A 24440-nucleotide genomic window follows, 5' to 3' on the forward strand; every position below is an offset into this window, starting at 1 on the left:
CTTTTCCAGTAAAATAACTATAAGGAGGGAGGCTATGCAAATGAAAGACAAAATAAGAGCATTAACGAAAATGACCTTAGATGATTTAGTACATAATAGATATGAGAAACTTCAACAGGAGAAGATATTAACAGAGGATACTGCTATATTTCTGCAGGAGGTTTTCGCCTTGCAAGGTACCTTAACATGGCCGCTGGATGAAACTTCCTTAGCTATTGATGTGTATGAAATGAACGACCAAAGTTGTTTTACAACAGAAATTCGCTATTTATGGTTTGATGATGAAGAAAGTGCTGTGGTTCTTTTTTGCAAGGCCTATACAAATGCAGATCAAACGGAGATCACTGCTTTCATGATTGATACGGTAGATGTCTAGTATAGTATCCGCGCCAAACGTTCATAGTAAGTATGGTGTGAAACTCACGCCGAATCATACGACGGAGGGATCAATTTATGAATGGAATTCGTGAAGGTTTAATCCCCACTATACTCGGGTCAGCTGTTACGGCGGCAGGCTATGCAATGAAGCAAAAACATGGCTCTAACAAAATGGTGGCCAATACGATTTTTGGCTTTGGCTTAGCACACATTGTGTTAGGTGCAATTGACCTGGTAGAGCATCGTCGTTAACGAGAGAAGGGCACGCAATGTGCTCTTCTTTTTTTGTATTTTTTTCTATTAAATGCTAACATTGTCATAAAAGCTTAAGGAGTACAGTGATGGCGACAATAGAAGATTTTATAGCACTTGATATACGAATCGGCACGGTATTAGAGGCTGAGGAACTGCCAAAGGCTCGGGTTCCTGCGATTAAAATGAAAATTGATTTTGGTGAAGAATTGGGCATTAAACAGTCTTCCGCACAAATTACGAAGCGTTATACACCCGAAGTCATTATTGGGAAGCAAGTAGTGGCCATTGTTAATTTCCCGCCACGTCGCGTTGCGGGTTTTAAGTCAGAGGTATTAGTCATTGGTGGTGTACCTGTGGAGGGAGATGTAATCCTGTTAACGCCCGATCAGCAGCTGCCCAATGGAACGAAAATACAGTAAAAGCCTCTCGCATTATGCAAGAGGCTTCTTTTTCTGAAGTGGTATCCAGATTTCACTTGTAAAGGTTGGTGAGGAAAAATCCGTGCTTGTATGGCGCACGATTTCTGGACCAGCAACCTGTTCATAGCCAGATGATGGGAACCACTCCGCATAAATGCGCCCCCATGTTTCCTGCAGTGTTTGTGGGAATGGTCCAACCGCTTCAAAGACAGCCCACGTACAAGCGGGTACATCCAACTGTGAAAAATGGTGAGACGTTTCGGTTGTGGCTACGCCGATATAATGATCAAGCTCGCCCTTTTCCTCCATTCTGCCCTCAGAAAAGTTTGTGGAGGCTTGGATGATTCCTGTTGGTTCTAGATTCGACAGCTTTTTTAGTTGCCCAATATCCTCCATTGTTAATGCACGTGCCATTTCAGTTATCGCTTGATTTTCTCCTTGAAAGACGATAGGTACTCTTTTCATAAGACCCACGATGTGAAACGCTTCTTTTTGTTCGAGTCGGTAATTCATTTCACAACCTCCTTGTATGGTAAGTTGGAAGGTCATTCGTGGAAACGCTTTTAGGTGCTGACCATTTTGCCTCGCCTCCGATGGTGTGATGCCATGCATTTGCTGAAAGGCTCTTGTAAATGCATCTGCAGAGCGATAGCCATAACGAATCGCGATATCGAGAATTCTCATAGATGAATCTGATAGTTCCAGTGCGGCAAGCGTCAGACGCCTACGACGAATATACTCTGATAGCGAGATGCCTGCTAGAAAGGAAAACATACGTTTAAAATGGTATTCCGAGCAATAAGCTAATCTCGCAGCTTCTTGCACATCAATTTCCTCTGTTAGATTGGCCTCGATATACGTAATCGCCTTATTCAACCTTGTTAAAGAATCCACTTCTATCACCTTCCTTATCTTTACTTTAGCAGGAATAGTAGCCCTTCATCCGACAATTGGTGCCCCATTTAGTCGCCTTCCAAAAAATAATCTATCGAGCAGGCAGATAACTAGCTTTTGAAGCTACTTTCACATACATATAATAGTGTAAAGCTAATTTTAGCCTTACACCTCCTGACTTGATACTTAGGGTCACTGCTCGCACAGTGGCCCTATGAAAATAAAAGATCATTGTGTCGGATCATAATTTCCGTTACAATATTTGTAAAAATAGTCTATTGAGCTGGAGGCAGCAACATGGATCGTCTTTTCAGTGGTACAAGTATTTAAAATACATACTCATTCCTATAATTATTTTAAAATACTTTCATGATGGGGATGTACCGAATGCGCATCCTCTAATCATTTTTGAATATGCTCTCCTATTTGGGGTGAGCTTTTTACTCATTATTCTACAGGATTTTTTCGCCATTCGTAAAAAAACAAAATTCCTACTACGTCTCATCATACTGATTATTTTACTGTTTTTGGCTATAACTGCCATTGTCTATCAAGCGATAATGTCTATTATTTTTTCAATCCTACTACTAGGCGTGTTCTGTACGGTACTTTATTTACATAGAAATGATGAAGGAGAACAATAAATGGTGAATAGTAAGCGATTACTTTTAATCATCGGTTGGGTCAATGTGGTAGTAGCCCTTCTCCTATTCCAAGCTTTTTGTGGGCTCATGGCTATCTGTATGGGGATTGTACTTAAAAAAGATTATCAAGCACCATGTAAAAATGACCAAGAACCTTGATTCTTGGTCATTTTACAATTAGCGATAACTATTATGTGTGGGTTCAAATAATGCTTCGTCGGCGTTTCGTACAAGTGAGAAATGATCCACATTATAATGGCCATGTAGGATGTCGTTATGGTGTGCAACCGTATCTTCTGGTGATAAGTAGTCGGAACCATTTGTTGAATGGCCATCTCCCACTAAAGTGACATCAAAGCCCTGTATAGTTGCTGCTCTAACTGCTGTATCCACGCAATGCTCGGTTTTGCAGCCCATCATCACCAAATGCTCTACCTCATTGGCCTGTAAGTAATCGAGTAATCCCGTCCTATAAAAAGCGTTTGTAGCCAGTTTATCAAAATAAACAGCGGTAGTAGGTACTTGGATCGCTTGATGTACTTGAAAGCCTTCCCCTTCTCCACCCGCTACATCCTGATCACGTACAAAGATAATATATGCCTCTGCCTCAATAGCTTTTTGAATAACGGCATTGATTGTTTTAAGCAATTCATCCTTGCGATAGACGGCTTGTTCATCCTGATTTCCCTCGATTAATTCTTGCTGTGCATCAATGACCACTAGTGCTTGCTTCAAAAGCATCTCTCCCTTATCGTTTGCTAACAATATTTTACCATTAATAGTTAATTTCTGATATGCATTATTTTATAACTTTTGAAACCGTCATACCATCCCCAATGGGTAAAAGAATCGAATCCAGCTGCGGATGATTAGCCACTGTGACATTGAACTTTTTCATGATGGCTGTATAGCGCTTGGGTGTCGCCATAGGGTCTGCTACACTGCCTCCTGCTAGGACATTATCTGTCACAATGAATGCACCAGGGCTTGCTAGCTGTATGCAATAGGCTAAATAATTTTCATAGTTATCCTTATCAGCATCAATGAAGAAAAAATCAAAACACTGTCCCGTTGCCACAAGCTTTTCAAGGCTATCCAATGCAGGACCTGTCATATACGTTACCTGCTCGGCAAAGCCTGCCTTGGCAAGATTTTTAGCGGCTAGCTGTGCATATTTATCCTCTAACTCTAGGGATGTCAGTTTGCCTTTCCCTTCCATTCCTCTCGCCAGACAAATACCACTATAGCCGCCAAGAGCACCAATTTCTAAAATAGCCTTTGACCTAGTAATCGATACAAGCATCGTCAACAGCTTTCCTGATGATCGAGAGACAGAAATAGCAGGCATACCATTTTCGGCAATAGAGGACAGGACATCCTCTAATAGGGCATCGTCCTGATAAAATACCTCATCTATATAGTTATTCATTTGTTTCATGTGCGTTATCTTCCTCTTGTAGACTGTCGTTGGTTTCATTTTCTTGAATATCAAACAACTGGCAAAATTCTTGGATAACTAGATCGATGGCTTTTAATTCACCGACTAAAATTTGCTGAATGGATTGAAATTCTGGCTGTTCTAATTGCTGTTTAATGGTAGCTCGCTTCACATGCAGCATCTCTAAAAATGAAATCGCTTTGCCGCGTCGGAACGTTTTTGCTCCTCGCTGTGGCGCGCCTTCCATGCCTCTGTGGCGTCCACCACGGTGATGTCCCTCTCTCATATGCTCTCTAAATCCAGATCCTCTCATTTCTAAAACACTCCTTTTGTATACATTTGTATACATTAATTTAAACTGATTGTATACAAATGTATACAAATTGTCAATTAAACATAATGCTTTCATGCTTCAACATATGTTAGACAATAGGGTAAACGTATCGAAATGGAGGTTAGATGAGTGAAAAGGGTTATAAAATATGTGTTGGGCATCGGTACATTATTGATACTGTCAGGCATATTTTTGATTGGGGCACAATCTCACTATAATCAGAAGGAAATTAAAATTGCCAGTAAGCTATGTCTTGAAAATGGCGGACAGCCTACTATCATCCGCGATTATTTGGCTTTGAATTACTCCTTTTCATGTCAGAAGAACTGAGGTAGTACATATATGGATAGTGAACTGAGTTGCTAGAAAATCGAGTAAATTTCATCTATCTTTCAGGCAAATGGCTAGCTAACAAGATTACTTTTACATACAAATAGTAGGGTAAAGCAAATCTAGCCTTTCCACAGCTCTCCTGTTTTGAGGTCACTTTTCTTGGAAGGTGGCCTTTTTTGGCATGAAAAAAGACGTCATGTCGACGTCTTTAATGTTTGATCGATATCCTCAATCAACCTATCCACTTGTTCCTTTGTTATCTTGATGACATATAATTCTGTCGTTTCGATTCCATCAAGGCTTGTTAGGTGTTTAGGATATTGATAGTTATTTGATATCTCCTTGTCCATACAATCACCTCTTCAATAGATATATTCGACATAAAGTATAGCAAACCTTCTATAAAAAGGAAAATAACAGTATATTTTTTCACTAAAATAGCTATCATTTAGACGATTTAGGATAAAGAAAGGTTAAAGGGATAAGTCCATTTAGACTATCCTTATGTAAAAGTGCTTATTGCTTACCAAATTTCGCAATTTTTTTGAGGTAGAAAGAGCCGATGGACACAATAATAGCTCCATAGACTTTCAGCATCACATTTCTAACAGGCGCCTCCTCTATGGTTGTACTGAGAAAGGCACATCCAACCACAATGATTACCATCCCGAAGATGGCATGAATATATTTCACTATATTTCCCCTTTTCTAGTAGGCAAGTCCGACGCGTGTTTTCAAAAATTCCTCACTGAAGATTTGTTGGTAGGCAAAATCTGCTGTATCCGCTACTGAAATTTCGCTACCTCCCTCTGGCAAGAAGTTACGTTCAACGCGGTAGTTTCCTGTCCAGGCCCCATCAGGTAAATAGGTAGGACAAACAATTGTCCAATCCATTGCAGATTGCTGTAGCTGTTCGAATACACGTTGGTGCTCCTGTGCAGCAAAGGTCGATTTTCGTTTCGATTCCGTTGATTGGTAACGAAGAAGAGTCGGCGTTACACGACTTTGTAGAATCCCTGCTGTTCCAATCGTAATGATTCTTGTCACCTGTTGCTTTGTCATCGCTTCAAGAATCAATGGTAAGCTAGCCGATAATGTAGTGCCTCCATCTGTATTTAATGCACTCACCACCACATCCACATGATGCATTGCCTGCTCGATATCCTGCTTGTTTAAAACATCCCCTTTCATTACACACAGCTGTTGATGATGGTGCGGTAATTTATCGGGATTTCGGACTAATAGGGTGACCTCATGCTGATCCTTTATTGCTAGTTCTACCAAATGGCTGCCGACACGTCCACTCGCGCCTAATATTAATATTTTCATTTCTCTCACCTCTTTATCATTATATTACAATTCCCTTTATATGTAAAAAGGCACAGATCACAGTGCCTCCCCTCTACTATTCACGCTCTAGTAATTGAACATCAACCATAAATAGATGCATATTATTCTTTTCAGCTAGCTCATCGATAATCGATTGAATTTCACTTTCTGTACTTACATCAATTTCTTCCCCATCGTGTAATTGAATAGTGATGACTTGATGCGCTGGAGAGTCTATTAGATAACCAACTGTACTATCAGGCGAGTAACCTGCCGACCGTATCGCCAGTAACACTTGTTTTGTAAAATTCGTAGCTTGTAATTTTTCGCCAAGCTCCTCAGCATAGGAAGTTGCTCTTTCGGTGCTCGGAGCTATAGCTAAAGGCTCCCTTTGTACCATCCACAATGACATCACAACCAGTAAGCACATGAATAAAAAGAAGATTTGCAGGACACTTTTCATACATTCGCTCCATTTCTCCATGAAATTTACAGGCGGAAGTCTAGCAATCTTTTTCCCTGAAATTGTTATTATTCTCACAGCTATGTATGGCTATTTCTCTCTTTAATTATTAAAAAATAATTTTCTTTTTGTACAAAGGGCAAATTACCAAGAAGTTTTGTTTGTGGCTTCATAGATTAGAAATGTAAAGGTTAGCGCTACCATTACTAAAAAACTAACAAAAAGGGAGATTAAAAGATGCAGGATAGTAGATATAGTCAATATATGAATTGGAATCATAAAAAAGAAAAGTGCTGTGAACAATATGTAAAATGCTATTGTCATTTAGAAAAAAAATGTGAACACAAACAAGAAGGATGCAAATGCAAACACAAGCATGAGCATTGCAAATGGGAACAGAAGCATCAGCGATGTAAGTGTCATGAAAAGGATGACCATTGTAAATGGGAACATAAGGAGGATTCTTGCTCTTGCAAAAAAGAGGAGGAAGAGTACTACTACGAGAAGGATTATTCCAAAGATCACAAGTGTAAAGGCTGTATTTGTCATCTATTAAGATGCTTATCTCCTGGCACTTTGGTTGATGTTATTTTAGCAGGTGGCGGTAGCTTTGCAGGAATTTTATTCATCAGCTTAGATCCTAAAACTTGCTGTGCTACATTCTTAGAGGTAGATGCTGCAGCAGCAACACCACTTATCATTGATTGCCAGCAAATTATTGCCATTAGAAACGCGTAACTGTTCCATTATCCTACTTGACACCAATTCATATACCATAATCCTACCACTATAAGGGCACATTTAATCTTCTGCCAGGTTCGTGAAACCATACCTGGCAGAATTCATATTTTTCAGCTATTCATTGACAATGACTTTGACAATGGGCTCTAATTTCCCTCTATTTACATCGCCAAGATAATCAACATCTACTACGACAGCTCGTGGCTCAAAACGTTGGATACATTCTATGAGGCGTTTTGTGTTTATTTTCTTCATACGCTGGAAGGGTTTACGAATATCAGACCTTGTCACATATTCGCGGAGCGGACAAGGAATCGTAAACGTCGATAAAATAAATGCTACATTTTGTAATATACCTTCCACGCCTGTAGCATTACCATTAACATTACTTAAAGCCGTTACTTGATGTGTCATTCTATCAACCTTTCTTCTACGTTCATACAATTGGTACTTTGGAAAAAGAGCACTTTGTTATTTATGCTTGCTCATTAAAAATTATGAACGCTTTGTTTTTATGTACCCAATGTTATTTTTATTCAAACAACATCTTAGTTGATAGGCTGACCTACAAGCTTAGCGCATGATGGCGTAGTAAATAACATACAGCCAGCTAAAACAGCCATGGATGATTGCCCAAATGATGGAGTGATGCACACTCCAGGAGATCGTAATCGCTAAAACCGAACCAAAGCCAATGCCATTTTTGACCACCGTTTTATGCTCCACTTTTTTCACCTTCCTAGTGCTTTTTAACTCTCCTTCTTGCCATCGCAATCGGTTTCCCTCCTATCGTTTTCTATGTTTATGCAGGAACGAACAAGGGCAATCTGAAAGAAAGGATGTGATGTTATGACAATTTTCATGCTGACTGCCACGATTGGCATCCCCAGCCTTATGGCATATCTTCAGCACAAATGGGCTAGCTTTCGCCTTCTTTTCAACATACTAGGTGTCCTTGCTGCGATTCTGTTTAGCACGATTGCCGCTACAGCTATAACGAACATTATTCTTGAGGATGTAGTCTTTATGACAACGATCCATGCTGTGTTCTTAAACCCTGTCTTTCTAATTACAGGGGCGTACCTTGGCTTATATCTGATTTACCGGTTCATCATGATGACAATTCATGAAAGAGACAAGCCGCCTTCCCTTTAGTAGAAATCACAATAGACGTGCCAAGTCTGGATTGTTGGATTGTAGAAAAAATAAAAATTACCATGATCCACAATATTCAAACGCGCTTTTGCATCGGAGGCAATTTGGAGGACAAATGGCGCATCGTCACCGAAATCAACGCCACTTTGACAAAAGCTTGGATAGCCACCAATTTTATGGAGTGGATAGAGGTCTTCAACAATATCCTCAAAATAGTCGAGCTGCTCTTCATGCTCCAACGTCAAAATCTCTTCCTCCAATTGAGCAGAAATACCGCCCCCATCCCATGTTGGATAGTCATTTGTAATATGTTGCGGTAGGAGTGGAAACGCGCGAATTTGTTCATGCTGCCATTCGCGCTTTACTAAGCCTTCCAAAGTGGTGTACGTTCTAATATCAAAATAAGAACCAAGATCATCCTCCATCAGATGATCTAATAGACGTTCATCGACAAAGACTGTGACTAATTGAAAAGGCTGTAATGCTTTCGGTACATAGGGTAGACCTTTTAGAAAAAACGTAGCGAGCGGCTGATAGCCAGATGGTGGCTGCTCTTCTGGTAAGGACCAGCCCACATAGCCAATCCAGCTTTCCAATAAATCATGTGTAGGTCGAATACCACCCGTTTGAAAAATCGTGGCCTGCGTGGCTAGTTGAGCCCGAATTTGTTCAATTGCCATCCGCTAGCTCCTTTTGTCGACAGCAGCAATCTGTTGTATGGTCGTTTACCATGCCCACTGCCTGCATAAAAGAATAACAAATTGTACTACCGATAAATTTAAAGCCATCTTTCTTCAATTGCTTGCTCATACGATCACTAATTTCTGTCGTCACAGGCACCTCTTTGATGGATGCCCACTCATTCATAACTGGTTTGTGATCTACAAAGCCCCAAATATAATCTGAGAATGAGCCATGCTTTTCCTGTATTTGGAGATATGCTTTAGCATTTGTCACCACGCTAGCTATTTTTAATTTATTGCGTACAATCCGTGTGTCTTGCTGCAATTCCTCTAGCTTGTCTGCTGTATAATGGATAATTTTTTCCACATCGAATTGATCAAATGCCTCACGATAGCCTTCACGCTTTTGGAGAATCGTCCACCAGCTCAAGCCAGCCTGTGCCCCCTCCAAGCAAAGCATCTCGAATAAATGCTGGTCATCATAGACCGGTACACCCCACTCCTTGTCATGGTATTCCACATACAAAGGCTCATCTAGCTTGACCCAATCACATCTTTTCATTTTTATACCCTCCATTTTATGTATCCTTTACTTAATAGCTGTAATGCAAAGCCATCCTTTACTTGATTTTTCGGTGACATACACGGTTTGAAAACCGATACGTTCTAATAATTGCTTCGTTGCCTCAGGTGTTTGATAGGCTTTCATATGATAGTTCATTTTGTAGAGCTCTGCTATAATAATAAATTTCCCACCGTTTTTCAGAACCCGCCATACTTCCTCTACATCCTGCTCCAAGGATGGCCAAAAATAGTGCGTTTGAAAGGCTGTAATCGCATCAAAAAACTGATCATCGTATGGAATGCTTGAAACGCTTGCCTCTTTCACAATGACGCTACCCCTGGCAACATTTGCTTTATTCAATTTGATTGATTCCTTCACTGCCTGTGTGGAAAAATCTATCCCATATATTATACCATTTGGATTCAATTTGGATAAAATTTGGAGCGTTTTCCCACCACCACAACCTATGTCTAACACACGATCACCGTCATTGATAGCTCCTTGCCTGATGAACCATGCATTCATACCACGATGGGCAAAATTCATAATTTGTAGCATCGTTGAGCCAATCCATCCATTTGGCTTTTTCGCTTGTTCAATTAACGTTTGTAAGAGTGACATGATTGGATTCCCCCCCTCAAGTAAGATTGTTAAAATAGAATTAGAGCTTTAAAATAAAAACGCTTACTAGTTTGTACGTACTTCAAAACAATTTGTTTCATTTTTTACAAAGGAGGAAGATTTTATGATTCAACAAGCAAACCAGAAGGACGCTCATGCTGCGGCCTCATTAGCCTTACTGCTTTGGCCCAATCATACACTAGAGGAATTTACCGAAGAGATGACACTGCTGCTAAAGGAAGAAAACGCAGCTATTTTCCTTGCCTATGACGATGACGAAGCAGTTGGATTTGCCCAATGCCAGTTAAGAACAGACTATGTAGAAGGGACTGACTCGAGTCCAGTCGGCTATTTAGAAGGCCTTTTTGTGAGAGAGGAATATCGCCAGCAGGGCTATGCAAGACTGCTTGTGGAGAAATGTGAGCAATGGGCAAAGCATAGGGGCTGTCTAGAGTTTGCCAGTGACTGTGAATGGGACAATGACGAAAGCCTAAGGGTTCATCTTCAGCTCGGTTTTACAGAAGCTAATCGCATCATTTGCTTCACGAAAAAATTATAAAAATGGCTGACAAAAAAATCACAGGCGTTGCAAACATAGCACCTGTGATTTTTCGACATTTTTTTAGTTTAGATATGTATTGTTGGAAATATTTCGTTCGCGCTCATCTATGATTAAATGGATCATTAATGCGAGTTGTTGTTCGATTCGCATATTATTTAGATGTAAGATATCAGCAATCACATTCTTGTGCTTCTCTGCTAATTCCATCTCCTCTAGCATTAACATAATTTCCTCTTTTGTCAGCCCAAACATACTCATATCACCCCAATACTCTCTCTATTTATTATTGTAAAATCATTACTCCCATTTCATAATTGACGAAAATTTATCTTATTGCATGAACCATTTTTACTAATTATAGGTTTAAACATAGAAAATAATCAATCTATTATCCACATTTATTTAATATTTATTTTACATTAAGTAAAAACTTTTATTATGTAGGTTATAACTTATACAAAGATTGTATAAGTTTTCCTGTGGAATATTTCAAAATATTGCAGTAATTGCAACAAGACATCTATACCATTATAAAAATATTCTTGCATTTTGTCGAATTATAGATTTTTTTTGCACAAATTAAAATTAATTAACAGCCCAAACGTATTTCTTTACCCATTTTTCACATATATGAAATATCAATACACGAATCCATAAAAAAAGTAATTTCAAAATTGAAACTACTTGTCTTATTTGTATAATCGGCTTTTATATTATTTTTTTAATATCATATTTCACTATTTCTAATTTCATGTCCTCAATTTGAGAAACCTTTGATGCTGTATCCTTCTGCCATGTCGCTGTCTGCACATGTCCTTGTACAAATAATTGGCTGTTTTCCTGTACCACCGCTGGAGCCTTTACTGCGGCTATATCAGTATGACGCATTTCCAATAATGATTTATTGGACAGCGCTAAGAATGGTCTAGCCGCCTTATCCACCCTACAATTTTCAATACGCCCCATTGATTGATCTGACCAAATCATGGCATAAGAGCTTTCTTGACCATCTTTAAAATAGCTATTAGCTATCTCAAAAATTGCATCAATGCAAGTAATTCCGTTTCCTTCCATTTGTTCAAACGTGCAATATTGTGTAAATAATCGGGCATTGTTGATATAGATATGGTGGCTTTGCAGCTCTCGAATCGTTGTATGATGCATCATGATTTTGGCATGTTCATTACCATAAACACCACCTGATTGCCCAAATTGAATAATCGATTGCTGTAGCTTTAATCCACTAGCATCAACAATAATATGAAATTGCTGATGGTTTTGAATTTTACATTGGTTCATCGAAACATTTGCCTCATCCACAATGGTAAGCCCGACAGCCATGCCATTACGAACATGACATGTATGCAATTCCACCTTGCTATTTTCTATCAACACCTGTGCCTTGACATGCCGAGAAACTTGACAATCATAGAACTTGGCTTCGGTTTTTTCTCCAAGATACACCCCATGACTTTGACCATCTGAAAAAATAGAATCAGAAACCATTAGTTCACTGCGATGAACCACCATATTCGTATCAAGATGCTCTTTTATTTCACAGCCATCCATCCTGAAAGTCGTGCTATCAAACAATTGAATGCCTACCCCTTGCCCTTGGTGCACTAAACAATTGGTCATCGTCATCTCACTCGACGCAGCAATTACTTGTGCCTTGTCATGCCCATGAATTTCACAGTCCTCCATTGTCATCTTGACATGGCGAATCGCAAAAATACCATGCTTCTTCCCTTCCAACAGCATACAATTCGTCAAGGTCAGCTCACAGTTTTGAGCGATAATCTGTGCCTTCCTATGATGCTCAAATGTCGTGTCGACTAGAATAACACTGGAGCCATTCGCCACACGCAAACCAAAATGATTCAGTGGCGTAGCAAGCACTGCACAATTTTTCATCAGCAAACTACCATAGCTCACCATCATCTGCGTTCGAATCAATTGCTCCTCAATGACACAATTCTCTAGCTGTAAATCACCTTTCACATATAGCCCCTGCCCTTGCCGGAACCGTAAATTACGCATCGCGACAGGAGTTTGATAGCGAATAAATACACCACCCTTGATGGTCACATTGCCAACCCCATACAACGTCAGCCGCTTGGCAATATCCAAGCTTTCCTCATAAATCCCATCCCGAATTTCAATCATATCCCCAGGCGCCGCCTCTTCAATCGCCTGCCCGATACTTTGATAACGATGCATTATGCTCCTCTTCACTACAAGTACAGCCATTTACACACTCCTAACCAAAAAATGTTCGTACCCTATTTATATACCGAACATGCTTGTGCTTATTCAATTTTGTGTAAAATTGCTGGAATATGCAGGTGTTTATTTGGAATGTTTGACGGTTTAATGAAAGTGGGATGGTTTTAGGCAATAAAAATGAACAGCGGTTAAGGGTGTGCTGTTCGTTTTTTTGGTTGGTATCGGGGTTTTAGATTTTAATGAACTGCCTTTTTTAAGCATAATCTCTATGCAGAGAAGGACTTACCTTATTAATGAGAGAGGAAAATGGTTGTTGATGGAATTTCAATTCACACTCTCTATGCAGAGAGTGACATCAACTTTGTAATTGACATCGACATCTGAATAAAATTTCAATCCACACTCTCTATGCAGAGAGTGACGAGAGAGCAACTGATTAAAGCTATGCAGCGTAATATTTCAATCCACACTCTTTATGCAGAGAGTGACTCTGTACCACCCAACGTTTTTATGCTTACAAAAATTTCAATCCACACTCTCTATGCAGAGAGTGACGTAATTTTCCAACTCTTGGCGTTGAAAGGGCAACATTTCAATCCATACTCTCTATGCAGAGAGTGACGTTGTGGTTTCCGAGTAAAGGAGGGGTGTTCAATATTTCAATCCACACTCTCTATGCAGATAGTGACCGATCGTGAAATGTTTACTCTAAACGCTTGAGCATTTCAATCCACACTCTCTATGCAGATAGTGACAATTCACACCATCAAGTACAAGTGTGTCGTATTCAATTTCAATCCTCACTCTCTATGCAGAGAGTGACAGTTTTCTTCTTACCAACTTTATGACCTGACATAATTTCAATCCTCACTCTCTATGCAGAGAGTGACTTAAGCGTTGCGTGATCTCTATGACACGGAAAAATTTCAATCCTCACTCTCTATGCAGAGAGTGACAACAACCAACTGGTATTGTACCTTCTCTAAAAGCAATTTCAATCCTCACTCTCTATGCAGAGAGTGACTACAATAGGTCATTCTGTCTGTTTACTTTTCTGATTTCAATCCTCACTCTCTATGCAGAGAGTGACATACCTAATACAGTAGAAACAGAAGTTATTTCAATTTCAATCCTCACTCTCTATGCAGAGAGTGACTTTGTTAGAAGTGTAATTACAAGTCACATTATAATTTCAATCCTCACTCTCTATGCAGAGAGTGACTGCAAAATTATACTAATAGAGATCATTTTCAATATAATTTTACCAATTAATTTATTTTTATCTTTACTTTTTACCCAATTAACTAAATTTCCCCAATGAAATCTTGGCAATAATCGGTGCGAATCTTGTAGAGATTTTATGTGTGCTTTGCATCCGCACTGAATATTGTTTATAAAATTATCGTATCTTCTACATTGAATGTTTCTTTAGCACCGACGTGGATGACTTTGGAATTATAGTTGTTGCCTAGCTGATAAAACCTCAAGCTATCCTCTTTTTCATCAATACTATCTTGAAGAGCAAGTTGAAGTTGTTTAAATTGCGTAGCATCGACAACACATTCAAAAACGGAATTTTGGACACGTAGTCCATAATTTTCACAGATTTTTGCTACTTTTCGTAGTCGCTTTTGACCAGCAGCCGTTTTCGTGACGACATCGTATGTGACTAAAACTAGCATATCAAAACCTCACTTCCATAAAAAGGGTGGATATTCTTCTAAATCACCTCGTAGATATCGAGCAAGTAAGATTGCTTGAGCATGTGGTACAAGACCCCAATTTACTTTTTCATTTAGGTAGGGATGTGTTAAACTTTCTTGCTTTCGTTCTTGCCAAGCTTTAATGAATTTTTTGCGACCTTCATCGGTTAACAAGACAGCACCATTTTCTTTTTGCACAAAATCAATCGGCTGTATAATTTTCTTATTGATAAGTTTGAGTACAAAGCGATCTGCCATAACACCCCGTAATTCCTCCATCACATCAAGGGCAAGAGAAGCACGACCTGGACGATCACGATGTAAATACCCTACATATGCATCTAGGCCTACCGTTTCTAAAGCTGCAGCTACATCTGAAGCAAGTAATGTATAGGCTAGTGATAATAATGCATTAACATGGTCTGTTGGAGGACGTCGGTTCCGATTTTTAAAGACAAATGTCTCTTTTTGTTGTAATATCATTTGATCAAAAAGCTTAAAGTAAGCTGTCGCGGCTTGTCCTTCCAGTCCACGTAATCTCTCTAAATCTTCTGTCCGCAACACGTCCTTCATCGTAGCAGTTAAATCTGTAGAAACCTGTTTAAAAACAGGAACATCTAATCGAAGTGAATAATCACGCGCCATACGCTCTAATATCCATTTTTGGTTAGATATTTTAGCAAAAATAAAATTACGGGCAATTTTAGCACTTTCCATTTCACTTTCTGACAACCGATATTGTGTTTTACGTAGGATAACATTCCCTTTGCTTTCTCCAACGATTCGAGCTAAAAATTTTCCAGACCCCGATAAAAAAGTTAAATTAATATTCCTTTCTGCACACGCATGCATTAGTTTTGGACTTGCACCCGCGTATCCAAATGTACAGATGGCTTCAAAATTGTGTAAAGGAAATCTTCCTAGCTGCTGTTCTTCATGTGTGATGACTACATTTTCTCCTTTTAAAGATAAATAAATATCAGGAGTCGTAATAAATAACGTATTTAATAATTTTCTCATTATAAATACCTCTCCATATAACGACGCACTGTCGTTGATGTCATTAGCTCTGGTAGACATAGATTCTGAAGAGAACAATTCATACAATGTTTACCCGTTTTAACTTTTGGTGTATATTTTCTTTCGAAATAGCGGTGCATGTCTTGAAACTTCGTGATAACTTCTTCTTTCATCTCATTCGTAATTTCGACTTTTACACGACGTTTTATTTCATTATAAAATAAATAGGCATATGGAATCTCACAAACTAACATTTCTTCTAAACAAATAACTTGTGCTACAAGTTGAACAATATCTTCCTGTCCTTTTTTTGGTTTACCACGTTTATATTCAATGGGGATAGGCAAATAGAACCCTTCCTCACCTTGGATAGGGACTCCATCTTGATGTTCGTGAAATTCCACCACATCACATATGCCATTTGCTTTTAAAGAATGCGAGCGAATAGGCATCGCTCGCACAATTAATTTATTTCCACGCTTCTCACGTAAAAAAGGCTGATCTGCTTTCTCATGGACATGTTGCCCCTCAATAGTTAAAACATTTTCTGCCCACTGTTGTTCAATATGAATTAACGCCCATTGTCTTTGACAAAATTGAAAATGCTGAATACCAGATAGCATTAAATAGTCAACATCATTATTTTCCATCCAGCTCATAAACTGCTAACCCTTCCAACGGTTCTATCGCAATTGTTAAATCATTTAATGAGTGCCCTTCTACATGCAATGAGCGATGTACTTTAGCAGAAGAATATTGGCCAAGCATGGAGTTATGCTCCCACCAAATCACCTTATGTACTTCCAATGAACCCTCTGGTCTTGCAGAAGATGCATCATTTTCAAATAAAGAAATCAATGCTTCTTTTAGTTTTTCGGCGTCTTCATTTGTAAAACCAGTTTTTTCAGCTAATTGTGTATTGATGCTACCAAAGAATTTATAAATTCCAAAATCAACTCTGTGCTTCATCCCCATTGTATCAGAACCCTTTTTATCGCCGGTTACGGAGTTAACACTTTTTGTAATCTGTATACTTGTAATATCAATTGGTGCAAGACTTATTGCTGGATGGATGGAGACAGGTCCACGTACGCCAACAGAGAGCGAATCACCTTTAAAAGCAAAAACTTGTCCAAATGCCCTTACGTCAAACCATGTTTGACTTGCAATCGTAGCATACACATCTGCATTTCCTTTTTTGTCTGCCTTAATTTTTTTCAACTCTGGAATGGCATCTACACGATCATTTAAACTTTTAAAACCATCGTTATTACGATCGTCAGATTGGACAAATATAGCCTCTCCCATATCTTGGAGCCGATTGCGCAATTTCCGCTTAATACAGACATCTGATACTTCACCGTAGCCATCATAATTTTGTCGTGGTCGATTCCCGTTAAGGGGATCTCCGTTAGGATTAGCATTTTGTACTGAAAACACTACTGCAAAATCAATTTTATGATCTAATGTTGTCATGAATTATTCCTCCTCATTCTTCTCTTTCTTCGAATATAATGCCTGTCGTTGACTATAGTAACCAAGTAAATATTTACCAGTAAGTGGTGTATCAGTGAAGTCTTGAATCTCCATTTGAGCACCAATTTCATCAATAAGCTTTGTATAAAAAATGCCCTTTTCTCTTAGTTTCATTTGATAGGGTTGTAGGTTACGCTGAATTGTAGCCCACGTTCTTGCAGGATGTCGAGAGAATGCGTTCATATATCGTAAGGCATTTGTTGGTCGATTTTCTTCCTTACCTAATGCATTACGCTCTAATACATCTGCAACTGCAAGTAAGCGACCAAATAAATAATCACGATTCGAATTTGTCGTATCAAGTGCCACTGTGTAAACCTCCTTATCTTTGTCATAGTAATGTTTTTTCACAACAGAACAGGCGACACCAAGTGCTTGCTCCCATTCCCATGATTGATCATAAAACTGCGGATTTGAAGCTCGTACTACGGCACTCCGCACAATATCCATCGGAATTTTTCGCCCATCGAGCACACATGGCAACATCCGCTCCATAACTCCTTTAACAACCTTATCACTTGGTCTTGGTCCATATGCAGCATGTGCAATCGTATAAAAAGAAGGTGCTCCGAAGTATCGTACCCACTCATTATTCTTTTTCCTTGTATGTTGCCAACTACAATTCTCATGCCATTTTAATAGCCTAGTAAAATAGTCTTTGATATCTAAATCTCGATAATATAGGACTGCTAAACGTCCAGGCGTTGCTGCATCTAGCGTTAAAATATATACTTTTTCATCCTCATATTCGTGGATATTCAGGTTCTTTTTTATACCACTAATGATTTGACTATGTTGATCTGCCAGTATTTTTTTAGAATCTTCACTTTGGATAAGCATTGTATCACGTTGCTCTAACAAAAAATTTAGGCCTTGAAAAACGTCACTCGATAAATCATTCGAGACCTCTGGCATATCTGGATTTTTTGATCCCCAAACAAGGAAGATACGACCGTCCACTTGCTTACCTTGTCGTTCAATCAACCATTTTAAGGCATTATGTGCTTTTTGCGAGACTTCATAGCTAATATTAGCCGCTTCAAAGCTATCCTTAAATCGTCCACGATAAGTAAAACCTGTGCTATCATTTGCGGAAATTAACTTAGCTTTATCGCCTGAATTTCGCAATTTGTTAGGATGGCGAACAGTAAAAGGCTTGTATTCACCTGTTACATAGCATAGGTCGTTATCTTGTAATTTCGTTTGATAGAAATGGCTGTATGCATCGTGGATTTCCTTATTTCTCCAAACTGGAACTATGACTTTCTCAGGCACATGTATATTGAAACGAACAAAGGCACTTTCTTGAGCCCCTGCTAACATTTGAAATATCGGTGGTTTATCTCCATCTTGCTTCGTATCCCATTTTGAACGCAATAACCCAGATTCTGTGATATGTAGTATTGAGCGTTCCACAAGATCTTGAATAAGTGTCCCCTTTTTTACATATTCATAAATGGCTTGTACATGCGGATGACTATAAGGGGAGGTACACCATTCACCAAGCTGCTCTAAATAGAATAAATAGGCATCACGCTTATCCTCTTCTTGAGTGTAAGTGACATAATCACCTGCAACATACATCAACTTATCTTGCAACATATGCGATACATAGTTTTTCCCCGAACGACTACCAGAACTCTCCGTAAACGGTAGGATTGTATTAATTTTTTCAATGACCTGAGCATCGTATAATGTACCATCTAAGGTAATTACCATTTCAATATGTGCGGTTTGCGTTGTATGGGAAATGGGTAGTAACGTGTATTCAATTTCTTTCTTGTCTTTTGTTTCTTTTGTAAAAACTTCTCCTGCTTGTGCTTCATGTTCCTCATATGTTTTATACAAAGCACGTAAATAACTCATTTATTCACCTCCAGTTCCGCGTATTCATCATCCACCGCTGTCATTGATTCACCTAATTTAAATGATTTTGCTTGCATTTCTTTGATTGGACGAACAAGTGAACATTCTTCTGGGCGAATGAAAGTAATATAGCCCTTTATCATTCGAGGTTGCCAAAGTCTTGTTTCTAGCAAATTACGTCCTGTTTCATCAGGATAATTTAAACCATGCACCATCGTACCAAAATGTACTTCATCATAGTCATCATAATACCCTTCCCCAGTTCCATAATCACATGGCTCGACATATGCCTGACATTCCCTTGCCCCTAAAAAAACATCACGGCGCCCCCCTTTTTCAACACAACGCTTGGCTATATTGTGATGTTTATTTTCGTTGAAATCCTGTTGTAAATCTGAACGATTAGTATTGAACTCAAAATGCGCCCTCACTTGGTAACGAACATCACGCAAATAGCTGTAATTCGCCAGTGTATTACCTCCTGCCATATCAATAGGGCGTACACCCTTTGATTCCATACCTATCGCATTCATGACACGGATTTCATCAATATACCAGATAATGGATGGCTTCCAATAAATAGATTCGACGATTCCCTTTAGCGCTTGGTAGCTAGGAATTTGTGTCGTCATTTTCTCACCACCAAGCTTCATGAGTGGATCTGTAAACAATGCGTAAGCACCATACACCTCAAACTCTATTTGATTACGTATTTTTGTCATGTTATCACCTCCTTAAAATCATTGTAAAATATTAGGTAAATCACCTCTTCAATCTGGAGCTTGGATTGAAAAATATATTATATGATTTATGTTTGAATGCAGCTCACTACTTGAAAAACAATAGCTGCTTTTCACTTTCTACACAATAAAATCCGTTAGCTGTGCTTCTCCCTGTGTACTAATGCCATACTGTTCATCATAAGCGGCATCCTTTGCTGCATAAATCGTTAATGAACCAAAATGTACAACAATCAACTGATTATTTTGTTTTAGAGCTTCAAACTCATGCTTAAAAACATTCACACTGTACTGCTGGGCTTTCTTCAAAAATAATGAATAATCTGTAATGGGCTCACGACTCGTAAGCTGGGTTATAAGTTCTTCCCCCTCCCCATACGGTACAAGTATCCCTTGTGTCTTTGCATCAATCACCTCGAAATGTGAAAAAGCGGTTCTAAAGCTTGCCAGTATTGCTAATGGATTTTGTCTACCTTGACCCTTCAAATAATCTTTATTCCAGTCTGTATCTACACGAAATAAAAGATCGTAAATGGTGGTTTGCAATACTGGGATTGGATAATTTAACTTAGATTCAAACAATTGATAGAAGTTTTTAAAATAATTTGTCATGGACGCAGTCGACAATAGATATCCCCCAAATAATGTAGGATCATGTTGTAAATCTTTCATGATGTAGTTGGCACACTCCCCACCCTTTTTAATAGTCGGTAGTTTGCTTAATGACTCTTCTGCATGATTAATCACATAGACATCTCGTAACGCCACTTCTCCATGACGATTACAGCGTCCTGCAGCCTGCGCAATGGAATCCAACCCAGACAATGAACGTATCACACAATCAAAACTAATATCGACCCCAGCTTCAATCAATTGGGTACTTATACATACGAATTTTTCCTGTTTTCGTAGTTTTTCTCGCATCTCCTTTAATTTTTGCTTTCGATGTGCAGGACACATACCTGTGCTCAAATGTACAATCTCAATATCACCATTATGGAACTCCTCAAATAAATCTTTTACTGCCCTTTTTGTATTTAAAATCACTAGTATATTATTAGCTGTTTTGAGCCTTTCCTGAATAAAGCCATACAACGCTTCTGTACTCCACCCTTTATCTTTCAACAAGGGCTTAAGAGTCGTACGTTGAAAAGCTTCTACAATTGATGGCAGATTCTCCATTAACTCTCCATCTATCTTTATGTTATGGCGTACATATTGGAGCGCTGGCTGGGTGGCTGTACAAAGTATAGATGTAGTTTGACAGGTGTTTTTCAGAAAATTTAAGGCCTCATTAAATAAGGACACACAATGAATTGGCACAGCTTGTATCTCATCAAATATTAATATACTGTTCGCTAAGTTATGTAATCTTCTAATGCTGCGAGATCTTCCACTATAAAAGGTTTCTAAAAATTGCACCATTGTTGTAAAAATAATAGGAATATCCCAATCATTTTTAGCAGCATTTAATTTTCTTGCAGTTTGATATTCTTCAAAAGACAAATCTTCACGAGGTTCGGATTCTTCAATGACATTACTATGATGTTCTAAGACAAAATCTTCTGCTTGTAATACATCCCGTATCTCTTGTGCATTTTGTTCGATAATTGTTGTAAATGGCACAATAAAGATAATACGTTTTTTTTGGTGAAGCTGTGCGTGTCTTAATGCAAAGCGAAGACTTGCTAATGTTTTTCCACCACCTGTTGGCATCGAGAGTGTATAAATACCTGTTGAAAGGGTTGCTTTCTCTAAACAAGTTCTTGACATTTGTTCACGGAGACGAGTAATCGCATTGGGTAAAGCGCTGCGTTGTTTTTTAGCAAGTTCATTATTTAGACGCTGTTCGAATGTTGACCAAAGATCTTGTGAATAATAATGTAATTTTTCCCCACTTTTTTCAAAATCACACGAATTCCGCCGATCCGCATCAATCAATGCACTAAATACATACATCGTGAGATAACTAGTTAATTTTTGCATAATACTAGTCGCCTCGCTCGCAGTTTTCACATTTTTCAATCTATTTTCAAAATAAATTCGTAACTCAGTGATCGCTTTTTGAACATACCTCTGCATATAATCCAAGTCATACATGTACTGTAAAAATCGTTGCTTCACTTGCAAAAATGAAATATCTTTATCAGCTGTCCATCTCTTCACAAAAGGCGATTGCCCCTCTACGTCTACCATATCTAATAATTGCCCATGATGTGTGAAAATGGCATTGGCCACAGACTCTGTTAAAATAAATGTAATGGGATCCCCTTGATGAAAATGTTCCAGTAAAAATTTGCCCCCTGCCGTAGAATGGTCCACACTTCCCCGTTTTGGTGGATTTTCAGGATTAGCAGCCGCTTCACGAATATATTCCTGAAATGCGTGGCTAAATTTCCCCATATCATGTAACATTCCTGCAAGGCCAGTGACATGGGGAAGGCCGATTTTCTGTCCAATATCCTCTGCCAAAGCTTGAACCTCTTTTAAATGATCCACTAACCGTTGCTCTGCTCCATCGCTCGCTCGAATATGCGCAATAAAATCTACAGAAGACATCTATTCCCTTCTTCCTTATATACATAATTGTAATATTTAAACAATTATACCAAACCTTTGACCATATGTCTAAGGACCTACACAAAAGAATTTATCGTTTTTCTCCCATTCAAAAAGAGGCGGTGATTATCTAAATCTTCCGCCTCTTGATACCATATTCAATTCACACTCTCAGTGACAATAACAACAGCTTTGCTCACCTGACAAATGATTTATTTCAATCCACCATTCAGAGAGTGACAAAACTATATATTATGAGTAGAGGGCAGCTATACATTTCAATCCACACTCTCCATACAGAGAGTGACTGATAAAAGTGGAGCTCGGTTAGGTACAACAAAATTTCAATCCACACTCTCCATACAGAGAGTGACCGTTAATAAATCCGAAGGCATATCTTCGTTCAAATTTCAATCCACACTCTCCATACAGAGAGTGACAATGGATACAGATGCAATTCGCTAATTCAAAAGAATTTCAATCCACACTCTCCATACAGAGAGTGACGAAACAACAGTTGATGTAACAACAGATATAATTAAATTTCAATCCACACTCTCCATACAGAGAGTGACTTTACCAGAGGCCGTGCCCCATGAGCCGAAAAATTTCAATCCACACTCTCCATACAGAGAGTGACGTACATCATGTAACTCCTGAAGATAAAGCTAATTGATTTCAATCCACCCTCTCCATACAGAGAGTGACTTGAGGGAAGTTATCGAATTGGTATATTGGGCTAATTTCAATCCACACTCTCCATACAGAGAGTGACTATAAAAGTATTTTTGTCGTTCATAAAATCATTATTTCAATCCACACTCTCCATACAGAGAGTGACGATTATGAAAAGTATTTGAAAGCAGTTGAGAAAATTTCAATCCACACTCTCCATACAGAGAGTGACGAATATCGAGAGAATTTAATTAATGTTGGTATGAATATTTCAATCCACACTCTCCATACAGAGAGTGACATTATATAAACAATATTCAAGTAAGGATGGTGCATTTCAATCCACACTCTCCATACAGAGAGTGACACAACTACGACAAAAAAGATTGTGAATGGTATTATTTCAATCCACACTCTCCATACAGAGAGTGACAACAACCAAAGCAGGTAAAGTAACCGTTGTTCCTATTTCAATCCACACTCTCCATACAGAGAGTGACATGGCTTCATTATAGATACTGTATTAGTCGGAGGATTTCAATCCACACTCTCCATACAGAGAGTGACGGAAACAGATCCACCAGGGGAAACAGATCCAACGATTTCAATCCACACTCTCCATACAGAGAGTGACAAACGTGGCAGCAGTCGCACCGCCTGTACGTATTGCATTTCAATCCACACTCTCCATACAGAGAGTGACAAGGAGAATAGGATGATAGGTGTGGTGTTTGGGATTTCAATCCACACTCTCCATACAGAGAGTGACGGGTGTGGGTGCTGAAGGGTTATTAGGTATTGTAATTTCAATCCACACTCTCCATACAGAGAGTGACCTGTATGCATTAGCACACCCCCTATTTTATATAAATTTCAATCCACACTCTCCATACAGAGAGTGACAATTTCTAATACCTCACCTTTATGGTCGTCAAGTATTTCAATCCACACTCTCCATACAGAGAGTGACGGTAACGATGATAAGTTATTTACTGATATTGTAATTTCAATCCACACTCTCCATACAGAGAGTGACGAAAATGATTGGCAAAGACAGTCTAGTTTTAATATTTCAATCCACACTCTCCATACAGAGAGTGACATTGAGATGGATTTATATAAGTGTAGCGTAAAGATTTCAATCCACACTCTCCATACAGAGAGTGACAAAGACACCAATAGTCAGTAGGCATGACATTCCTATTTCAATCCACACTCTCCATACAGAGAGTGACGTCGAATCAAAAACTAAACAAAATGAGAAAGGAATTTCAATCCACACTCTCCATACAGAGAGTGAC

The 24440-nt window shown here is 38.8% G+C and carries 30 protein-coding genes and 2 CRISPR repeat arrays; of the genes, 8 read left to right on the forward strand and 22 right to left on the reverse strand.

Annotated elements, in window-relative coordinates:
- The first annotated feature begins 34 nt into the window (after positions 1–34).
- From VK91_RS14825 to csaA, 3 genes are all read left to right on the forward strand, one after another.
- Positions 35–376: a hypothetical protein gene (locus VK91_RS14825; protein ID WP_048393867.1), complete on the forward strand. Its 342-nt coding sequence runs from the start codon at positions 35–37 to the stop codon at positions 374–376.
- Positions 377–453: 77 nt separating this feature from the next.
- Positions 454–630: a hypothetical protein gene (locus VK91_RS14830; protein WP_004228639.1), complete on the forward strand. Its 177-nt coding sequence runs from the start codon at positions 454–456 to the stop codon at positions 628–630.
- A gap of 89 nt (positions 631–719) precedes the next feature.
- Entirely contained in the window at positions 720–1052 is a 333-nt protein-coding gene (gene csaA / locus VK91_RS14835) for a chaperone CsaA (RefSeq protein WP_004228641.1), read from the forward strand.
- Positions 1053–1064: 12 nt separating this feature from the next.
- Here csaA and VK91_RS14840 read toward each other — a convergent pair whose 3' ends face one another.
- Entirely contained in the window at positions 1065–1946 is an 882-nt protein-coding gene (locus VK91_RS14840) for an AraC family transcriptional regulator (RefSeq protein WP_048393870.1), read from the reverse strand.
- Positions 1947–2590: 644 nt separating this feature from the next.
- Between VK91_RS14840 and VK91_RS22930 the strand changes: the two genes are divergently transcribed.
- Positions 2591–2749: a hypothetical protein gene (locus VK91_RS22930; protein WP_197078729.1), complete on the forward strand. Its 159-nt coding sequence runs from the start codon at positions 2591–2593 to the stop codon at positions 2747–2749.
- Between the two features lie 18 nt (positions 2750–2767).
- Here VK91_RS22930 and VK91_RS14850 read toward each other — a convergent pair whose 3' ends face one another.
- The 3 genes from VK91_RS14850 to VK91_RS14860 all read right to left on the reverse strand — a co-directional run bounded on the left by VK91_RS14850 (position 2768) and on the right by VK91_RS14860 (position 4341).
- On the reverse strand, positions 2768–3325 hold the full coding sequence (locus tag VK91_RS14850; protein ID WP_048393872.1) for an isochorismatase family protein: 558 nt from the start codon (positions 3323–3325) through the stop codon (positions 2768–2770).
- Between the two features lie 64 nt (positions 3326–3389).
- A complete protein-coding gene (locus VK91_RS14855; protein WP_048393874.1) occupies positions 3390–4028 on the reverse strand; it encodes an O-methyltransferase in 639 nt (212 codons plus the stop codon).
- The gene (locus tag VK91_RS14860) at positions 4012–4341 is read right to left on the reverse strand and encodes a hypothetical protein (RefSeq protein WP_048393875.1); all 330 of its coding nucleotides are present in this window, start codon (positions 4339–4341) and stop codon (positions 4012–4014) included. The genes VK91_RS14855 and VK91_RS14860 overlap by 17 nt, the downstream gene beginning before the upstream one ends.
- A 150-nt stretch (positions 4342–4491) precedes the next feature.
- Here VK91_RS14860 and VK91_RS14865 point away from each other — a divergent pair, with 150 nt between their 5' ends.
- Complete coding sequence (locus VK91_RS14865; RefSeq protein WP_016993987.1) at positions 4492–4692, forward strand: hypothetical protein; 201 nt, start codon at positions 4492–4494, stop codon at positions 4690–4692.
- 197 nt (positions 4693–4889) lie between these two features.
- On the opposite strand, the gene VK91_RS22935 is transcribed toward VK91_RS14865, so the two are convergent.
- The 4 genes from VK91_RS22935 to VK91_RS14875 all read right to left on the reverse strand — a co-directional run bounded on the left by VK91_RS22935 (position 4890) and on the right by VK91_RS14875 (position 6487).
- Positions 4890–5045 carry a hypothetical protein gene (locus tag VK91_RS22935; protein WP_016993988.1) on the reverse strand — a complete coding sequence of 52 codons (156 nt, stop codon included), beginning with the start codon at positions 5043–5045 and terminating at the stop codon, positions 4890–4892.
- Positions 5046–5211: 166 nt separating this feature from the next.
- Positions 5212–5388, reverse strand: a complete 177-nt coding sequence (locus tag VK91_RS22940) for a hypothetical protein (protein WP_175400806.1) — start codon at positions 5386–5388, stop codon at positions 5212–5214.
- A 15-nt stretch (positions 5389–5403) separates the two neighbouring features.
- On the reverse strand, positions 5404–6024 hold the full coding sequence (locus VK91_RS14870) for an NAD(P)-dependent oxidoreductase (RefSeq protein ID WP_048393876.1): 621 nt from the start codon (positions 6022–6024) through the stop codon (positions 5404–5406).
- Positions 6025–6100: 76 nt separating this feature from the next.
- Complete coding sequence (locus tag VK91_RS14875; RefSeq protein ID WP_048393877.1) at positions 6101–6487, reverse strand: hypothetical protein; 387 nt, start codon at positions 6485–6487, stop codon at positions 6101–6103.
- A 237-nt stretch (positions 6488–6724) separates the two neighbouring features.
- Here VK91_RS14875 and VK91_RS14880 point away from each other — a divergent pair, with 237 nt between their 5' ends.
- Positions 6725–7225 carry a hypothetical protein gene (locus tag VK91_RS14880; protein WP_048393879.1) on the forward strand — a complete coding sequence of 167 codons (501 nt, stop codon included), beginning with the start codon at positions 6725–6727 and terminating at the stop codon, positions 7223–7225.
- A gap of 117 nt (positions 7226–7342) precedes the next feature.
- Here the strand turns inward: VK91_RS14880 and VK91_RS14885 are convergent, their stop codons facing one another.
- Together VK91_RS14885 and VK91_RS14890 are read right to left on the reverse strand one after the other, a co-directional pair.
- Positions 7343–7642 (reverse strand): hypothetical protein, encoded by a 300-nt coding sequence (locus VK91_RS14885; protein WP_048393880.1) that lies wholly within the window; start codon positions 7640–7642, stop codon positions 7343–7345.
- A 159-nt stretch (positions 7643–7801) separates the two neighbouring features.
- On the reverse strand, positions 7802–8002 hold the full coding sequence (locus VK91_RS14890) for a hypothetical protein (RefSeq protein WP_048393883.1): 201 nt from the start codon (positions 8000–8002) through the stop codon (positions 7802–7804).
- A gap of 75 nt (positions 8003–8077) precedes the next feature.
- On the opposite strand from VK91_RS14890, the gene VK91_RS14895 reads away from it, so the two are divergent.
- Positions 8078–8383 carry a hypothetical protein gene (locus VK91_RS14895; protein ID WP_048393885.1) on the forward strand — a complete coding sequence of 102 codons (306 nt, stop codon included), beginning with the start codon at positions 8078–8080 and terminating at the stop codon, positions 8381–8383.
- On the opposite strand, the gene VK91_RS14900 is transcribed toward VK91_RS14895, so the two are convergent.
- The 3 genes from VK91_RS14900 to VK91_RS14910 are packed head-to-tail and all read right to left on the reverse strand — an operon-like array spanning position 8380 to position 10252.
- The gene (locus VK91_RS14900; RefSeq protein WP_048393887.1) at positions 8380–9063 is read right to left on the reverse strand and encodes a DUF1963 domain-containing protein; all 684 of its coding nucleotides are present in this window, start codon (positions 9061–9063) and stop codon (positions 8380–8382) included. The two genes, VK91_RS14895 and VK91_RS14900, sit on opposite strands and share 4 nt — an antisense overlap.
- A complete protein-coding gene (locus VK91_RS14905; protein WP_048393888.1) occupies positions 9053–9628 on the reverse strand; it encodes a DNA-3-methyladenine glycosylase I in 576 nt (191 codons plus the stop codon). The genes VK91_RS14900 and VK91_RS14905 overlap by 11 nt, the downstream gene beginning before the upstream one ends.
- A 27-nt stretch (positions 9629–9655) precedes the next feature.
- Positions 9656–10252, reverse strand: a complete 597-nt coding sequence (locus VK91_RS14910) for a class I SAM-dependent methyltransferase (protein WP_048393890.1) — start codon at positions 10250–10252, stop codon at positions 9656–9658.
- Between the two features lie 124 nt (positions 10253–10376).
- Here VK91_RS14910 and aac(6') point away from each other — a divergent pair, with 124 nt between their 5' ends.
- Positions 10377–10811: an aminoglycoside 6'-N-acetyltransferase gene (aac(6'), locus tag VK91_RS14915; protein WP_048393892.1), complete on the forward strand. Its 435-nt coding sequence runs from the start codon at positions 10377–10379 to the stop codon at positions 10809–10811.
- Between the two features lie 63 nt (positions 10812–10874).
- Here aac(6') and VK91_RS14920 read toward each other — a convergent pair whose 3' ends face one another.
- The 9 genes from VK91_RS14920 to VK91_RS14960 all read right to left on the reverse strand — a co-directional run bounded on the left by VK91_RS14920 (position 10875) and on the right by VK91_RS14960 (position 22464).
- Positions 10875–11066, reverse strand: a complete 192-nt coding sequence (locus tag VK91_RS14920; RefSeq protein ID WP_048393895.1) for a hypothetical protein — start codon at positions 11064–11066, stop codon at positions 10875–10877.
- A gap of 456 nt (positions 11067–11522) precedes the next feature.
- Positions 11523–13034 carry a right-handed parallel beta-helix repeat-containing protein gene (locus VK91_RS14925; protein ID WP_231595675.1) on the reverse strand — a complete coding sequence of 504 codons (1512 nt, stop codon included), beginning with the start codon at positions 13032–13034 and terminating at the stop codon, positions 11523–11525.
- Between the two features lie 267 nt (positions 13035–13301).
- Positions 13302–14262: a CRISPR direct-repeat array (repeat unit 21 nt; unit sequence ACTCTCTATGCAGAGAGTGAC).
- A 169-nt stretch (positions 14263–14431) separates the two neighbouring features.
- Entirely contained in the window at positions 14432–14722 is a 291-nt protein-coding gene (gene cas2 / locus VK91_RS14930; protein ID WP_048393898.1) for a CRISPR-associated endonuclease Cas2, read from the reverse strand.
- 9 nt (positions 14723–14731) lie between these two features.
- On the reverse strand, positions 14732–15763 hold the full coding sequence (gene cas1c / locus VK91_RS14935) for a type I-C CRISPR-associated endonuclease Cas1c (RefSeq protein WP_048393900.1): 1032 nt from the start codon (positions 15761–15763) through the stop codon (positions 14732–14734).
- Positions 15763–16413 carry a CRISPR-associated protein Cas4 gene (gene cas4 / locus VK91_RS14940; protein ID WP_048393924.1) on the reverse strand — a complete coding sequence of 217 codons (651 nt, stop codon included), beginning with the start codon at positions 16411–16413 and terminating at the stop codon, positions 15763–15765. The genes cas1c and cas4 overlap by 1 nt, the downstream gene beginning before the upstream one ends.
- Entirely contained in the window at positions 16403–17239 is an 837-nt protein-coding gene (gene cas7c / locus VK91_RS14945) for a type I-C CRISPR-associated protein Cas7/Csd2 (RefSeq protein ID WP_048393902.1), read from the reverse strand. Before cas7c ends, cas4 begins: the two co-directional genes overlap by 11 nt.
- Before the next feature lie 3 nt (positions 17240–17242).
- Entirely contained in the window at positions 17243–19165 is a 1923-nt protein-coding gene (gene cas8c / locus VK91_RS14950; RefSeq protein WP_048393904.1) for a type I-C CRISPR-associated protein Cas8c/Csd1, read from the reverse strand.
- Positions 19162–19878, reverse strand: a complete 717-nt coding sequence (gene cas5c / locus VK91_RS14955) for a type I-C CRISPR-associated protein Cas5c (RefSeq protein ID WP_048393926.1) — start codon at positions 19876–19878, stop codon at positions 19162–19164. Before cas5c ends, cas8c begins: the two co-directional genes overlap by 4 nt.
- A 147-nt stretch (positions 19879–20025) precedes the next feature.
- Positions 20026–22464 carry a CRISPR-associated helicase/endonuclease Cas3 gene (locus VK91_RS14960; protein ID WP_048393906.1) on the reverse strand — a complete coding sequence of 813 codons (2439 nt, stop codon included), beginning with the start codon at positions 22462–22464 and terminating at the stop codon, positions 20026–20028.
- 214 nt (positions 22465–22678) lie between these two features.
- Positions 22679–24439: direct repeats of the CRISPR family, unit length 32 nt; unit sequence ATTTCAATCCACACTCTCCATACAGAGAGTGA.
- Position 24440: the final 1 nt, after the last annotated feature.

The organism is Lysinibacillus sp. LK3 (genome assembly GCF_001043675.1).
Taxonomy (GTDB): domain Bacteria; phylum Bacillota; class Bacilli; order Bacillales_A; family Planococcaceae; genus Lysinibacillus; species Lysinibacillus capsici.

Coding starts and splice junctions, on each gene's coding strand:
- VK91_RS14900 (WP_048393887.1), bottom strand. CDS start 9,063: ATGGCAATTGAACAAATTCGGGCTCAACTAGCCACGCAGGCCACGATT.
- VK91_RS14870 (WP_048393876.1), bottom strand. CDS start 6,024: ATGAAAATATTAATATTAGGCGCGAGTGGACGTGTCGGCAGCCATTTG.
- VK91_RS22930 (WP_197078729.1), top strand. CDS start 2,591: ATGGTGAATAGTAAGCGATTACTTTTAATCATCGGTTGGGTCAATGTG.
- VK91_RS14880 (WP_048393879.1), top strand. CDS start 6,725: ATGCAGGATAGTAGATATAGTCAATATATGAATTGGAATCATAAAAAA.
- VK91_RS14925 (WP_231595675.1), bottom strand. CDS start 13,034: ATGCATCGTTATCAAAGTATCGGGCAGGCGATTGAAGAGGCGGCGCCT.
- VK91_RS14860 (WP_048393875.1), bottom strand. CDS start 4,341: ATGAGAGGATCTGGATTTAGAGAGCATATGAGAGAGGGACATCACCGT.
- VK91_RS14885 (WP_048393880.1), bottom strand. CDS start 7,642: ATGACACATCAAGTAACGGCTTTAAGTAATGTTAATGGTAATGCTACA.
- VK91_RS14825 (WP_048393867.1), top strand. CDS start 35: ATGCAAATGAAAGACAAAATAAGAGCATTAACGAAAATGACCTTAGAT.
- VK91_RS14875 (WP_048393877.1), bottom strand. CDS start 6,487: ATGAAAAGTGTCCTGCAAATCTTCTTTTTATTCATGTGCTTACTGGTT.
- VK91_RS14910 (WP_048393890.1), bottom strand. CDS start 10,252: ATGTCACTCTTACAAACGTTAATTGAACAAGCGAAAAAGCCAAATGGA.
- VK91_RS14905 (WP_048393888.1), bottom strand. CDS start 9,628: ATGAAAAGATGTGATTGGGTCAAGCTAGATGAGCCTTTGTATGTGGAA.
- VK91_RS14960 (WP_048393906.1), bottom strand. CDS start 22,464: ATGTCTTCTGTAGATTTTATTGCGCATATTCGAGCGAGCGATGGAGCA.
- cas2 (WP_048393898.1), bottom strand. CDS start 14,722: ATGCTAGTTTTAGTCACATACGATGTCGTCACGAAAACGGCTGCTGGT.
- cas4 (WP_048393924.1), bottom strand. CDS start 16,413: ATGGAAAATAATGATGTTGACTATTTAATGCTATCTGGTATTCAGCAT.
- VK91_RS14920 (WP_048393895.1), bottom strand. CDS start 11,066: ATGTTTGGGCTGACAAAAGAGGAAATTATGTTAATGCTAGAGGAGATG.
- VK91_RS14895 (WP_048393885.1), top strand. CDS start 8,078: ATGACAATTTTCATGCTGACTGCCACGATTGGCATCCCCAGCCTTATG.
- cas7c (WP_048393902.1), bottom strand. CDS start 17,239: ATGACAACATTAGATCATAAAATTGATTTTGCAGTAGTGTTTTCAGTA.
- cas1c (WP_048393900.1), bottom strand. CDS start 15,763: ATGAGAAAATTATTAAATACGTTATTTATTACGACTCCTGATATTTAT.
- cas8c (WP_048393904.1), bottom strand. CDS start 19,165: ATGAGTTATTTACGTGCTTTGTATAAAACATATGAGGAACATGAAGCA.
- csaA (WP_004228641.1), top strand. CDS start 720: ATGGCGACAATAGAAGATTTTATAGCACTTGATATACGAATCGGCACG.
- VK91_RS14855 (WP_048393874.1), bottom strand. CDS start 4,028: ATGAAACAAATGAATAACTATATAGATGAGGTATTTTATCAGGACGAT.
- VK91_RS22935 (WP_016993988.1), bottom strand. CDS start 5,045: ATGGACAAGGAGATATCAAATAACTATCAATATCCTAAACACCTAACA.
- VK91_RS14830 (WP_004228639.1), top strand. CDS start 454: ATGAATGGAATTCGTGAAGGTTTAATCCCCACTATACTCGGGTCAGCT.